Origin of the sequence: Halomonas fontilapidosi (genome assembly GCF_014192285.1) — a bacterium.
GTDB classification, from domain to species: Bacteria; Pseudomonadota; Gammaproteobacteria; order Pseudomonadales; family Halomonadaceae; genus Halomonas; species Halomonas fontilapidosi.
This window is the reverse complement of sequence record NZ_JACHXQ010000001.1, coordinates 155249-167913: the sequence shown is the minus strand read 5'-3', so window position 1 is coordinate 167913 and position 12665 is coordinate 155249. Positions and strand designations below refer to the sequence as shown.

At 66.8% G+C, this 12665-nt stretch carries 15 protein-coding genes; 13 read left to right on the top strand and 2 right to left on the bottom strand.

What is annotated here, in order from left to right; translation table 11 throughout:
* Positions 1–39 precede the first annotated feature (39 nt).
* The 11 genes from FHR95_RS00820 (at position 40) to FHR95_RS00770 (ending at position 8892) form a co-directional block, all read left to right on the top strand.
* Positions 40–789 carry a YebC/PmpR family DNA-binding transcriptional regulator gene (locus FHR95_RS00820; protein WP_040186699.1) on the top strand — a complete coding sequence of 250 codons (750 nt, stop codon included), beginning with the start codon at positions 40–42 and terminating at the stop codon, positions 787–789.
* A gap of 9 nt (positions 790–798) precedes the next feature.
* On the top strand, positions 799–1338 hold the full coding sequence (ruvC, locus tag FHR95_RS00815) for a crossover junction endodeoxyribonuclease RuvC (protein WP_040186700.1): 540 nt from the start codon (positions 799–801) through the stop codon (positions 1336–1338).
* 142 nt (positions 1339–1480) lie between these two features.
* Positions 1481–2095, top strand: a complete 615-nt coding sequence (gene ruvA / locus FHR95_RS00810) for a Holliday junction branch migration protein RuvA (protein ID WP_040186701.1) — start codon at positions 1481–1483, stop codon at positions 2093–2095.
* Positions 2096–2139: 44 nt separating this feature from the next.
* On the top strand, positions 2140–3156 hold the full coding sequence (gene ruvB, locus FHR95_RS00805; RefSeq protein ID WP_183313005.1) for a Holliday junction branch migration DNA helicase RuvB: 1017 nt from the start codon (positions 2140–2142) through the stop codon (positions 3154–3156).
* 48 nt (positions 3157–3204) lie between these two features.
* Complete coding sequence (gene tolQ / locus FHR95_RS00800; RefSeq protein ID WP_040186703.1) at positions 3205–3894, top strand: protein TolQ; 690 nt, start codon at positions 3205–3207, stop codon at positions 3892–3894.
* Between the two features lie 13 nt (positions 3895–3907).
* Entirely contained in the window at positions 3908–4351 is a 444-nt protein-coding gene (gene tolR / locus FHR95_RS00795) for a protein TolR (RefSeq protein WP_183313004.1), read from the top strand.
* A 9-nt stretch (positions 4352–4360) separates the two neighbouring features.
* Positions 4361–5443: a cell envelope integrity protein TolA gene (gene tolA, locus FHR95_RS00790; RefSeq protein WP_183313003.1), complete on the top strand. Its 1083-nt coding sequence runs from the start codon at positions 4361–4363 to the stop codon at positions 5441–5443.
* On the top strand, positions 5443–6732 hold the full coding sequence (gene tolB, locus FHR95_RS00785; protein ID WP_183313002.1) for a Tol-Pal system beta propeller repeat protein TolB: 1290 nt from the start codon (positions 5443–5445) through the stop codon (positions 6730–6732). Before tolA ends, tolB begins: the two co-directional genes overlap by 1 nt.
* 23 nt (positions 6733–6755) lie before the next feature.
* Positions 6756–7301 (top strand): peptidoglycan-associated lipoprotein Pal, encoded by a 546-nt coding sequence (gene pal / locus FHR95_RS00780; RefSeq protein WP_183313001.1) that lies wholly within the window; start codon positions 6756–6758, stop codon positions 7299–7301.
* A 29-nt stretch (positions 7302–7330) separates the two neighbouring features.
* Positions 7331–8110, top strand: a complete 780-nt coding sequence (ybgF, locus tag FHR95_RS00775) for a tol-pal system protein YbgF (protein ID WP_183313000.1) — start codon at positions 7331–7333, stop codon at positions 8108–8110.
* Positions 8111–8127: 17 nt separating this feature from the next.
* Positions 8128–8892: a YciK family oxidoreductase gene (locus FHR95_RS00770; RefSeq protein ID WP_040186730.1), complete on the top strand. Its 765-nt coding sequence runs from the start codon at positions 8128–8130 to the stop codon at positions 8890–8892.
* A 35-nt stretch (positions 8893–8927) separates the two neighbouring features.
* Here FHR95_RS00770 and FHR95_RS00765 read toward each other — a convergent pair whose 3' ends face one another.
* Together FHR95_RS00765 and ubiG are read right to left on the bottom strand one after the other, a co-directional pair.
* Positions 8928–9602: an HAD-IA family hydrolase gene (locus FHR95_RS00765; protein WP_183312999.1), complete on the bottom strand. Its 675-nt coding sequence runs from the start codon at positions 9600–9602 to the stop codon at positions 8928–8930.
* Positions 9602–10327: a bifunctional 2-polyprenyl-6-hydroxyphenol methylase/3-demethylubiquinol 3-O-methyltransferase UbiG gene (ubiG, locus tag FHR95_RS00760; protein WP_040186732.1), complete on the bottom strand. Its 726-nt coding sequence runs from the start codon at positions 10325–10327 to the stop codon at positions 9602–9604. Before ubiG ends, FHR95_RS00765 begins: the two co-directional genes overlap by 1 nt.
* 124 nt (positions 10328–10451) lie before the next feature.
* On the opposite strand from ubiG, the gene galU reads away from it, so the two are divergent.
* Positions 10452–11342 (top strand): UTP--glucose-1-phosphate uridylyltransferase GalU, encoded by an 891-nt coding sequence (gene galU, locus FHR95_RS00755; protein WP_040186734.1) that lies wholly within the window; start codon positions 10452–10454, stop codon positions 11340–11342.
* Positions 11343–11347: 5 nt separating this feature from the next.
* Entirely contained in the window at positions 11348–12637 is a 1290-nt protein-coding gene (locus tag FHR95_RS00750) for a nucleotide sugar dehydrogenase (RefSeq protein WP_183312998.1), read from the top strand.
* The last annotated feature ends 28 nt before the right edge of the window (positions 12638–12665 follow it).

Here is a 12665-nt window from a genome sequence, read left to right as displayed (position 1 = left end):
CCAGGGCGCCGGTGTCATGTTCAAGGCAAGGAGAGGTGAATGGCAGGCCATAGCAAGTGGGCCAATATCAAGCACCGCAAGGCGGCCCAGGACGCCCGGCGAGGCAAGATCTTCAACAAGCTGATCCGCGAACTGAGCGTGGCCGCCCGCCAGGGTGGCGGCGAGCCGGCCGACAATCCTCGGCTGCGCACCGCCATCGACAAGGCCCTGGCAAACAACATGACCAAGGACACCATCCAGCGGGCGGTGGATCGGGGCGCCGGCAACGCCGACGGCGATGCCATGGAGGAGTGCGTTTACGAGGGCTATGGGCCCGAGGGCGTGGCGATAATGGTCGAGTGTTTGACCGATAACCGCAATCGAACGGTCTCCGAGGTGCGACATGCGTTCAACAAGCATGGCGGCAACCTCGGCACGACCGGCTCGGTGGCCTTCATGTTCCACCGCCAGGGCCGCCTGCTGCTGCCCGAGGGCGTGAGCGAAGAGACCGCCATCGAGGCCACCCTGGAGGCGGAACCCGAGGAGATCGAGGTGCGTGACGATGGCCGCCTCGAGGTGGTCACCACGCCCGACGCCTACGGCCGAGTGAAGGATGCGCTGGCGGCGGCAGGCATCGAGCCCGAGTATAGCGACGTGGGGCTCTATCCGGCATCCACCACGCCGATCGCCGAGCCGGAACTCGCCCAGCGGATTCTCAGGCTGCTCGACATGCTCGAGGACCTGGACGATGTCCAGAACGTCACCACCAATGCGGAGTTCGCCGACGATGTCCTCGACCAGCTCGAGTGACCCGCGGCGATGCTGATTCTCGGCATCGACCCCGGCTCGCGTATCACCGGCTACGGCGTGCTCGACGTCACCGCGCTTACGCCGCGCTACGTGGCCAGCGGCTGTATCCGTATCCAGGCCGATGAGCTGGCCCAGCGGCTGGCCCAGGTCTATGCCGGGGTCAGCGAACTGATTGCGGTTCACGCCCCCGGCGAATTCGCCATCGAGCAGGTGTTCATGTCGAAGAATGCCGACTCCGCCCTCAAGCTTGGCCAGGCGCGCGGGACGGCGATCGTGTGTGCCGCCAACCATGGCCTGCCGGTCAGCGAGTACGGCCCTCGCCAGATCAAGCAGGCGGTGGCCGGCAGCGGCAGCGCCGACAAGGCCCAGGTGCAGCATATGGTCACGGCGATCCTCGGTCTTTCGGCCATCCCCCAGGCGGACGCCGCCGACGCGCTGGCCATCGCACTGACCCATGCTCATGCGCGCCTGGGGCTGTTGCGCGAGGGCAGCTATGGCGGGCATCGCAGCCGTCGCAAGGGAACCTCGTGGCGCGATTTCCGACCGTGATCCCGTTGCCGAATAGCGACGGTGGCGACATTGTCGAACGCTGTTCTCGCGGGCTGGCATGCGGCACGGGCGAGCAGTATAGTGGCCTGATAACGGTCCTGCGGGCCGTAATGGACTCCAACCCAAGGGACAGTGAATTTCCATGATAGGACGCCTGACCGGCACGCTGCTCGAGAAGCGCCCCCCCTGGATGGTGGTGGACGTGGCCGGTGTCGGCTACGAGCTGGAAGCCTCCATGACCACCCTGGTGGCCATGCCCGGCAGCGGTGAGCCGGTATCGCTCTTCACCCACCTGACCATCCGTGATGATGCCCACCTGCTTTACGGCTTTGCCCGAGAGCAGGAGCGTTCGCTCTTTCGGGCGCTGATCAAGGTCAATGGCATCGGCCCCAAGCTGGCCCTGGGGATTCTCTCCGGCATGGATGAGGAGGCCTTCGTGCGCTGCGTGATGGACGACGATGTCAAGGCACTGACGCGGCTTCCGGGGGTGGGCAAGAAGACGGCCGAGCGGCTGATCATCGAGATGCGCGACCGCTTTCCTCACTGGGAGCAGCCGGGCGAACTGGCGGTCGGTGCGCAGGATCTCGCGGGCGGCGCCTCGTCCAGCGCCACGGACCCCGTCGCCGATGCCGAGGCAGCGCTCGTTAGCCTGGGCTACAAGCCCGCCGAGGCGGCTCGTATGCTGGTCGGCCTCGAGGAGGCCGGGTCCACCGAGGCGATGATCAAGGCGGCGCTGACGCGCCGCCTGGCGGGGTGACGCCATGACCTCTCTCTGCCGTTCTCCGATGCCGGATGACCGCCATGCTCGAGACTGATCGCCTGATCGCCGCCGACCCCCGCGACGGGGAGGGCGGCGCCGACCATGCCATCCGGCCCAAACGGCTTGTCGATTACATCGGTCAGCCGCGGGTTCGCGAGCAGCTCGACATCTTCATCAGCGCCGCCCGCGGCCGCGATGAGAGCCTCGACCATACCCTGGTGTTCGGCCCGCCGGGGCTTGGCAAGACCACGCTTGCCAATATCGTCGCCACCGAGATGGGCGTGGGACTCAAGTCGACCTCGGGGCCGGTGCTCGAGCGGGCCGGCGATCTCGCCGCCATGCTCACCAACCTGCAACCCGGCGACGTGCTGTTCATCGACGAGATTCACCGCCTGTCGCCGGTGGTGGAAGAGATCCTCTATCCCGCCATGGAGGATTTCCAGCTCGACATCGTGATCGGCGAAGGGCCGGCGGCACGCTCGATCAAGCTCGACCTTCCCCCGTTCACGCTGGTCGGCGCCACCACCCGGGCGGGTCTTTTGACCTCGCCGCTGCGCGACCGCTTCGGGATCGTCCAGCGTCTGGAGTTCTACAGCATCGACGAGCTCACCGAGATCGTCGTCCGTTCGGCCCGGCTGCTGGGCGTCGAGAGCGACCGGGACGGCGCCCGGGAAGTGGCGCGCCGTTCCCGCGGTACGCCGCGTATCGCCAACCGGCTGCTGCGGCGGGTCCGCGACTTCGCCGAGGTACGCGCCCAGGGTCGTGTGGATGCCGAAATCGCCGACCTGGCCCTGAACATGCTCCACGTTGACCATCACGGTCTTGATCACATGGACCGGCGCCTGCTGCTGGCGATGATCGAGAAGTTCGACGGCGGCCCGGTGGGCATCGACTCGCTGGCCGCGGCGATCAGCGAGGAGCGTGACACCATCGAGGACGTCATCGAACCCTACCTGATCCAGCAGGGTCTGATGATGCGCACTGCACGTGGCCGGATAGTGACCCGACAGGCCTGGCAACACTTCGACCTGGCGCCCCATGAGCGGGCCCCCGACTAGGCAATCTTCCACTCCCGTGACGACTGACCAAGACCGACGAGGATGCCCGTGAACGACACCCTGTCCATACCCCACCTGATCATGAACGCCAGCGGCGTGGTGCAGATGGTGATGCTGATCCTGGTGATCGGCTCCCTGCTCTCCTGGGTGGTGATCTTCCAACGCACCTTCGTGATGCGCCGGGCGCGCAAGGCGCATCGCGCTTTCGAGGACCGCTTCTGGTCCGGCGTCGACCTCAATGAGCTCTATCGGGAAACACCCCCGGAGCAGGAGACCCAGGGGGCCGAGCACGTCTTCCGTGCCGGGTTTCGCGAGTTCAACCGCCTGCTGGCCAAGACCCGCAGCCCCCAGGCCATTCTCGAGGGCGTTCAGCGCAGCATGCGCGTGGCCTGGTCCCGCGAGGAGGACCGTCTCAACCTGCACCTGGTGTTTCTGGCCACCGTCGCCTCGGCGAGCCCCTACATCGGGCTGTTCGGCACGGTCTGGGGCATCATGGGCTCCTTCCAGTCGCTTTCCATGGCGCAACAGGCGACCCTGGCCACGGTGGCCCCCTGGATCGCTGAAGCGCTGATCGCCACCGCCATGGGGCTGTTCGCGGCGATTCCGGCGGTGATCTTCTACAACCGACTATCCGCCGAGTCCGGACGGATGCTGGGCAAGTACGAAGATTTCGCCGAGGAGTTCCACTCCATCCTGCACCGCAACCTGCAGGGTCGTACCGACCGCGGTAGCGACTGAGCGAGAGGCCGTCATGCTAGGACCCTTCAATCGTGGCGGGCGTCGCAAGCCCATGGGCGAGATCAACGTCGTGCCCTTCATCGACGTCATGTTGGTGCTGCTGGTGATCTTCATGATTACTGCGCCCATGCTCACCCAGGGGGTGCAGGTTGACCTGCCGCAGGTCAGTTCCGAACCCATCGAGGACATTGAAAATCAGGAGCCCATCATCGCCACTGTCGATAAAGAGGGACGTTTCTATCTCTCTATCGGCGGCGAAGATCAGGACCCGATATCGCTCGAGCAGATAGCTGATCGTGTGATCATCCTGCTGGAGCGTCGCCCAGGGACTCAAGTGCTGGTAAAGGGGCATCGAGAGGTGGGCTATGGCGCGGTGGTTTCTCTTATGAGCACCCTGCAGACCGCGGGAGTGAGCAATGTCGGGCTGATCTCGGAACCGCCCCCCGAGGAACGTTGAGGAGCCCACATGGCCAGACATGACCGACGCGTGGGCTATGGCGTGCCGCTGGTGCTTGCCGTTGCCCTGCATCTGGCGGTGCTGGTGGGCAGCGTGATTCGCTTTCCCGAGCGGCAGGTCGAACCGCCGAGCACCAGCATCGTCCAGGCGACGCTCGTCAGTACCGAGACCACCACCGACCAGGCCCAGCGCGCCGAGGAAGCCCGCGGCCGGGCGGCGGCCCGCCAGGCCGAGGAGGAGGCCGCGGCGCGTGCCGAGGAGCAGGCGGCTCGCGAGGCCGCGGAGGAGGCCGTCCGCCGGGCCGAGCAGGCAGAACGCCAGCGCCAGGAAGACGCCGAGGCCCGCGAGGCGGCCCGCCGCGCCGCCGAGGAGGAGGCCGCCCGGCGCGCCGAGCAGGCCGACGCAGAGGCCGAACGCCGTCGCCAGGCCGAAGCAGAAGCCGAACGCCAACGCCAGGCCGAAGCAGAGGCTGAGCGTCGTCGCCAGGCCGAAGCAGAAGCCGAACGCCAACGCCAGGCCGAAGCAGAGGCCGAACGTCGTCGCCAGGCCGAAGCAGAAGCCGAACGCCAACGTCAGGCCGAAGCAGAAGCCGAACGCCAACGCCAGGCCGAAGCGGAAGCCGAACGTCAGCGTCAGGCCGAGGCGGAAGCCGAGCGTCAGCGTCAGGCCGAAGCAGAAGCCGAACGCCAGCGTCAGGCCGAGGCAGAAGCCCGACGCGCAAGAGAGGAGGCCGAGGCCGAGATGCAGCGGCTGATCGAGGGGGCCGAAGAACGTGCCGCCAACGCCCGACAGGCCAGCGAGGCGGCCAACAGCTTCATCAGCCTGGTGCGCCGGGCGGTGGAGCAGGCCTGGGTGATTCCGCCCAACGTGCCCGACGGGGCCAGCGCCATGATCTCGGTACGCTTGGGGCCCTCGGGGGAGCTGTTCGCGGCTACCATTGATCAGAGCAGTGGCAACAGTGCCTTCGACCGCTCGGCGGTCCAGGCCGTGGAGGCTGCCGCGCCCTTCGCCGAACTGCGCCAGTTGCCAGCGTCGGTCCAGCGCGACTACCGTCAATTCAACCTGCGATTCCGACCGGGGGATATCCGCTGATGAACCTACTCAAGACCACCTGGCTGGCCGCAATACTGATGCTCGTGACCAGCATGGTGCAGGCCGCCGACCTGACCATCGAGATCACCCGTGGCAGCGATCGTGCCACGCCCATCGCGATCGTGCCTTTCGCCGACGGCGATGAGCTGCCACAGGACATTGCCCGGATTGTCTCCGATGATCTGGAACGCAGCGGCTACTTTGAACCGCTGGAGCGGAGCGCCATGTTCGAGCGTCCCACCTCCAGCGATGACGTCCGCTACGGTGACTGGCGTGCCCTCGACGTGCGCTACCTGGTGGCGGGGCGGGTCAGCCGCGAGGGCGAGGGGTATCGCATCCGTTACGAGCTGATGGATATCAGCGGTGAGCGTCGCCTGCTCGGCGAGACAGTGACCGCCGGTCGTCAGGGCCTGCGTGACGCCGCGCACTACATCAGCGACCAGGTCTTCGAGGAGATCACCGACATTCGCGGGGCCTTCTCGACCCGAATCGCCTACGTGACGTCCAGCGGTGTGGGTAACAACACCCAGTATGCGCTCCACGTCGCCGATGCCGACGGCCGCAACAGCCAGCAGATCCTCTCGTCCGACGAGCCGATCATGTCGCCGGCCTGGTCGCCGGATGGCGACAAGCTGGCCTATGTCTCCTTCGAGACCGAGCGCCCGGCGATCTATATCCAGGAGATTGCCTCCGGTCGGCGTGTGCGCGCCACCTCCTTCGAGGGACTGAACAGCGCCCCGACCTGGTCACCGGATGGCCGCCGCCTGGCAATGGCGCTGTCCAAGGATGGCCAGCCAGAGATCTATGTGATGGACATCGGCTCGCGGGACATCCGCCGCATCACCAACAACTCCAGCATCGATACCGAACCGGCCTGGTCGCCGGAGGGTCGCAGCCTGCTGTTCACCTCGGATCGCAGCGGTGGCCCACAGATCTATCGCCATGACCTGCGCAGCGGCGAGCAGGAACGCCTCACCTTCACCGGCAACTACAATGCCCGAGCACGCTTCGCGCCGGACGGCGAGGCCATCTTCCTGATTCACCGCGGCGGCAACGGCTATCAGGTGGCTCGCCAGGACCTGGAAAGTGGCCGCCTGGTGACGCTAAGCGATACGGGGCATGCCGAATCCCCCAGTGTCGCGCCCAATGGCACCATGGTAATCTTCGCCACCCAGCAGGGCGGCAACGGCGTGCTGGGTGGGGTTTCCGCCGATGGCCGTGCCTCCTTCCGGCTGCCGGCAGCGCAGGGTGATGTCCGCGAGCCTGCGTGGTCACCGTTTCTTAACTGATGTATTCCTCAAGGAGTCTCACGATGCAGCTCAAGCCCCTTGCCAGAACCCTGGTCATTGCCCTTTCCCTGGCCTTCGTGGCCGGCTGTTCCAGCACGGGAGGTGGCCAGGATGGCGACCTGTCGCGAGGTGCCGGCACCGGCACTGGAACTGATCGCGGCGGCGTCTCCACGGGCGGCACCGATGGCCGTGGCGTCAGCGGCCAGCGCGCCGGTCAGATGGCCGCTGCCGAGGATCGCATTCCGGAGACCCGCACGATCTACTTCGAGTACGACAGCGACACCATCCGCAGCGAGTTCGAGCCGATGCTGACCGCCCATGTGCGTTTCCTGCGTGCCAACCCTGGGGCCAGCGTGGTCCTGCAAGGCCACACCGACGAGCGCGGCACCCGTGAGTACAATCTTGCGCTCGGCGAACGCCGCGCCGGTGCCGTTGAGCGCTATCTCAACGTGCAGGGGGTCTCCCCCTCCCAGGTCGAGGTGGTCAGCTACGGCGAGGAGCGGCCGGCGGCACGCGGCCAGAACGAGCAAGCCTATGCCCAGAACCGTCGAGTGGTCTTCGCCTACTGAGCCGGGCCGACACGACGAGGGAGACAACGATGAGAGACGGTCTGAAGAAGCTGTGCGGCACGGGAGTCTTCGTGCTCTCGCTGGCCGTCGCGACACCGCTGATGGCCCAGCAGCCGGTCGTCGAAGACCTCACCGGGCGAACCGGCAGCGGGAGTTTCTATGATCAGGCGGCCACCCGCGAGGAAGCCGGGGGCAGCCTGGTCATGTTCAATCAGGTGCAAAAGCATCAGGAAGAGATTCGTCAACTGCGCGGACAGGTCGAGGAGCTGCGCCACCAGCTGGAGCAGCTACGCCGCCAGACCCGGCAGCAGTATCTGGATATCGAGGATCGCCTGATGGCGGCGGACAGCGGTATCGACCAGAGTCCCTCGAACGAGGACGAGGAAAGCCCCCGCCAGGTCGCCGAGCCCCCCGCGGCAGCACCCGACGACCCTGCCGCGCAGTCGGCCTATCAGGCTGCCTTCTCGCACGTTCAGGCTCGCGAGTTCGGCCAGGCCATCTCGGCCTTCGAGTCTTTCATTACCCAGCATCCCGATAGCCGCCTGGCCGCCAACGCCCACTACTGGCTCGGCGAACTCTACTCGGCCGAGGGTGACCTGGATGCCGCCGACGCGTCCTTTCGACGGGTACTGGAAGACTTCCCCGAGAGCAGCAAGGTGCCCGATGCGCTCTATAAGTTGGGACTGCTGGAGGCACGCCGGGGGCGTCCCGAGGAGAGCCGTGTGTTGCTCGAACGCGTCCGCGAGGCGCATCCCGACAGCAGCGCCGCCGGACTTGCCGACGACTTCCTGCGCCAGGCAGGTAATTAAGGGACAAAGGAGACGTGATGACCTGCAAGATCGACTACCAGCCTGCGGCCGACCTGCTTGATGGCCGCATCATCCTGGTGACCGGTGCCGGCGATGGCATCGGTCGGGCGGCGGCGCTGGCCTTCGCCGGCCATGGGGCCACCGTGATCCTGCTGGGACGCACCATTGCCAAGCTGGAGACGGTCTACGACGAGATAGAGGCTGCCGGGGGGCCCCAGCCGGCCATCTTCCCGCTCAACTTCGAGGGCGCCACGCTCAAGGACTACCACGACATGGCCGAGACCCTGGACAAGGAGTTCGGTCGCCTCGACGGCATCCTGCATAATGCCGGCCTGCTGGGCCGTATCACGCCCTTCGAGCAGTACAATCCCGAACTCTGGGATCAGGTCATGCAGGTCAACATCAACGGGCCGATCTGGATGACTCAGGCGCTGTTGCCGCTGTTGAAGCGCTCACCCGATGCGTCGGTGGTGTTCACCTCGTCGAGCGTGGGGCGCCGGGGCCGGGCCTACTGGGGCGCCTATGCGGTGTCCAAGTTTGCCACCGAAGGCTTCGTCGAGGTGCTGGCCGACGAGGTCGAGCACCTGGGCACCCTGCGCGTCAACAGCCTGAACCCCGGGGCAACGCGCACGGCCATGCGCAAGGCCGCCTATCCCGGCGAGAACGAGATGGCGCTGCGCACGCCGGAAGAGATCATGCCCACTTACCTATGGCTGATGGGGCCCGACAGCGGCAGCCACAACGGCGAGAAGTTCGACGCCCAGCCTCCGAAACGCGGCTGAGGACGGTGCCCCGGTAACGCCCGGGGCATCATCGCTCAGTTGTGCTGATGCGGTCCGCACAAGGCGGCCGTCAGTGCCTCTGCGGTATCGAACCACAGATCGGCCGGCCATCCTCGATAATCATCGCCTTCCTCGATATAGCCATAGCCGACCGCCACCGCGGCCATGCCGGCGGCGCGTGCTGCCTGCATGTCGCGCCGATGATCGCCGATATACCAGCAGTCGTCAGGCGTCGCCCTCAAGCGGCGCGCGGCCTCCCGCAGAGGCTCGGGATCGGGTTTCTTGACCGGCAGGTCGTCGGCGCAGAGCAGGGCATCGGGGGCCAGCCCCAGTGCCTCGACCAGCGGCGCGGCATAGGCGCGGGGCTTGTTGGTGACGATGCCCCAGGGGCGATGGCTGGCCTCCCACTCGGCCAGCAAGTGCTCTAGCGGGGTAAAGACTCGGCTCTCTTCGGCCACTGCCCGCCCATAGGCTTCGAGGAGGAAGGTGCGCGCTTCGCCATGGCCGTCGGCTTCCTTGGCGAGCCCCAGTGCCAGGGTCACCAGGGCGCTGCCGCCGTTGGAGACCTGGGCACGGATCACCGCATAGGGCAGGGCGGGAAGTCCATGGTGGTGACGCAGGGCATTGGTGGCGCGCGCCAGGTCAGGCGCGGTATCCACCAGGGTGCCATCCAGGTCGAAGAGCAGAGCTCGGGGGTGTGGTACGGGCATCAGGCCGCCTCGCGGCGACAGTGCATCAGATAGTTGACCGAGACGTCATGTGCCGACAGGGCATAGCGACGGCTCAGCGGATGGAAGACCAGGCCGTTCTGCTCGCGCACCTCGAGGCCCGCGTCACGGCACCAGCTGGCCAGCTCCGACGGACGAATGAAGCGGCGGTAGTCGTGGGTGCCACGGGGCAACATGCCTAACACGTATTCGGCACCCACCACTGCCAGGGCATAGGCCTTGGGGTTTCGGTTCAGCGTCGAGAAGAACACCTGGCCACCGGGCTTGACCAGGGTGGCACAGGCATGCACCACCGAGGCGGGATTCGGCACATGCTCGAGCATCTCGAGGCAGGTCACCACGTCGAACTCGCCGGGGTGCGTCGTGGCCATCTCCTCGACGCTGAGGTGGCGGTAGCTGATCGCCACGCCGTTCTCCTTGGCGTGCTGCCGGGCCACCGCCAGCGGAGCCTCACCCAGGTCGATGCCGGTGACCTCGGCGCCGCGGTGGGCCATCGCCTCGGCCAGGATGCCCCCGCCGCAGCCCACGTCCAGCACCCGCCGCGCGGCCAATCCCGCTCGCGCATCGATGAAGTCAAGGCGCAACGGGTTGATGTCGTGGAGCGGCTTGAATTCGCCCTGCGGATCCCACCAGCGCTCGGCCAGGGCCTCGAACTTGGCGATCTCCGCCTGGTCGACGTTCCCCGCTTCCGGTTGGCTTGCACTCATCGGCTTTCTCCATGTCTGGCAGGTCAGGCTAGGTCCGGTATCATGGCGCATTGTACCCGCTCCCGGGATGGCATTCCCACGCTTTCCCCGGCGCTATCTCGTCAACAGTGACAGGGACCGCACCATGATCAACAAGGCCGTTCTTCCCGTCGCCGGCTTCGGCACCCGCTGTCTCCCGGCCTCCAAGGCCATTCCCAAGGAGATGATCACCATCGTCGACCGACCGGTGATCCAGTATGTGGTCCAGGAGGCCGTGGCCGCCGGTATTCGCGACATCGTGCTGGTCACCCATGGCACCAAGAGTGCCATCGAGAACCACTTCGACAAGCATTTCGAGCTCGAGGCGAGTCTTGAGGCCAAGGGCAAGACGCAGCTGCTGGAGGAGCTTCGCTCCATCGTGCCCGCCGACGTCAATATCATCAGCGTGCGCCAGCCCGAGCCGCTGGGCCTGGGCCATGCTGTGCTCTGCGCGCGTCCGGTGGTGGGCGACGACGCGCCCTTCGCGGTGTTGCTGCCCGACGTGCTGGTCGACGACGAGGGTCTCGCGCGCAACGATCTGGCCGGCATGATTGCCTCCTTCGAGGCCAGCCATCACAGCCAGCTGATGGTCGAGGAGGTGCCCCATGACATGGTCCACAAGTACGGCATCGTCGACACCGGCGGTGAGCTCCCCGGACCTGGCGAATCGCGCCCGATCGCCGGCGTGGTGGAGAAGCCGCCCGTCGATGAGGCGCCCTCCAACCTGGCGGTGATCGGCCGCTATGTGTTGCCGGGCCGGATCTTTGCGCTGCTCGCCAATACCCCGCCGGGAGCCGGCAATGAGATCCAGCTCACCGACGCCATCGAGACCCTGCGTCGCGAGGAGGGCGTGGACGCCTGGCGGATGCGGGGCAAGACCTACGACTGCGGCCATCAGCTGGGCTACTTGGAGGCGATCCTCGCCTATGGACGCCGCCACGCGCGTTACGGCGAAGGGTTCCGCGAGCTGCTGACGCGCTACGCCGGAGAGGAGTGATGCCCATGCGGGTCCTGATCCACGGCAGCGAACTGGCCGCTGCCACCGCCGCGGCAGCACTCTCCTGGGTCGGCCACCGGGTGACCTGGCTGCCCCACGCCTCGGCCGGCTGGTCGGCGCTTTCCACCAGCGGCTGGTTGACCAGCGAGCCTGCATTGATGGAACGGCTTGAAGAGGGGCTGGGCCAGGGCAGCCTGCACGTCGTGGCCGATGAGCGGGACGCTGTCGATGGTGGACTCTTCGACGTGCTCTGGCTTGCCGTTTCCCCGGACCAGCGACAGAGCGCGGCCGACAGCGCCGAGCGTCTGATGGCAGGCCTCTGCCCCGGGGCGGTATTGGTCAACAATTCCACTTTCCCGGTGGGGGAGACCGAGCAGTTGGAGTCGCGCCTCGACGGCTGCCAGGCAGTGGCCCTGGCCGACCTGCTCGAGGAGGGACGCGCCTGGGATACCTTCACCCGACCCTCGCGCTGGCTGCTGGGCTGCGACGACGATGCGGCGGAGCGGCAGGTGCGCGAACTGCTGCGCGCCTTCAATCGTCGTCGCGAGGTGTTCCAGCGCATGCCACGGCGTGCCGCGGAGCTCACCAAACTGGCTATCAACGGCATGCTCGCCACGCGCATCAGCTACATGAACGATATCGCCGGCCTGGCCGACAGCCTGGGCGTCGACGTGGAGCATGTTCGCCAGGGGATGGGCGCCGACTCGCGGATTGGCTACGAGTATCTCTACCCCGGCTGTGGCTTCGGCGGCCCCAACTTCTCCCGCGACCTGATGCGGCTGGCCGACGTGCAGTCGGCGAGCGGGCGCCACTCGGCGCTGCTCGACCAGGTACTCGATATCAACGAGCACAAGAAGGAGACGCTTTTCCGCAAGCTCTGGGCGCATTTCCACGGTCGCCTGGAAGGTCGTTGCGTGGCGATCTGGGGGGCGGCCTTCAAGCCTGGAACGGCGCGTATCGACCAGGCCCCGGTGCTCACGCTGCTGCGGGCGCTATGGGCCCAGGGCGTGCGGGTTCGGCTGCATGATCCCGCGGCGATTCCGGCCGTGCTGGCCGAGGTGGGAGAACACCCCCTGCTCGAGGTGTTTCGCGACGATCCCCTGGAGGCCTGCCAGGGCGCCGAGGCACTGATGCTGGTCACCGAGTGGAAGGCGTACTGGAACCCCGACTGGCCGCGGCTGGCCGAGCGGCTCGGCGAGAAGCTGCTGCTCGACGGGCGCAATATCTATGACCCCGCCCATGTCGCTGCCTGCGGGATGCACTACCGGGGCATCGGGCGCCGTGCCGACCCCTAGCTCACACAAGCGTCCCCGCCGATGGGCG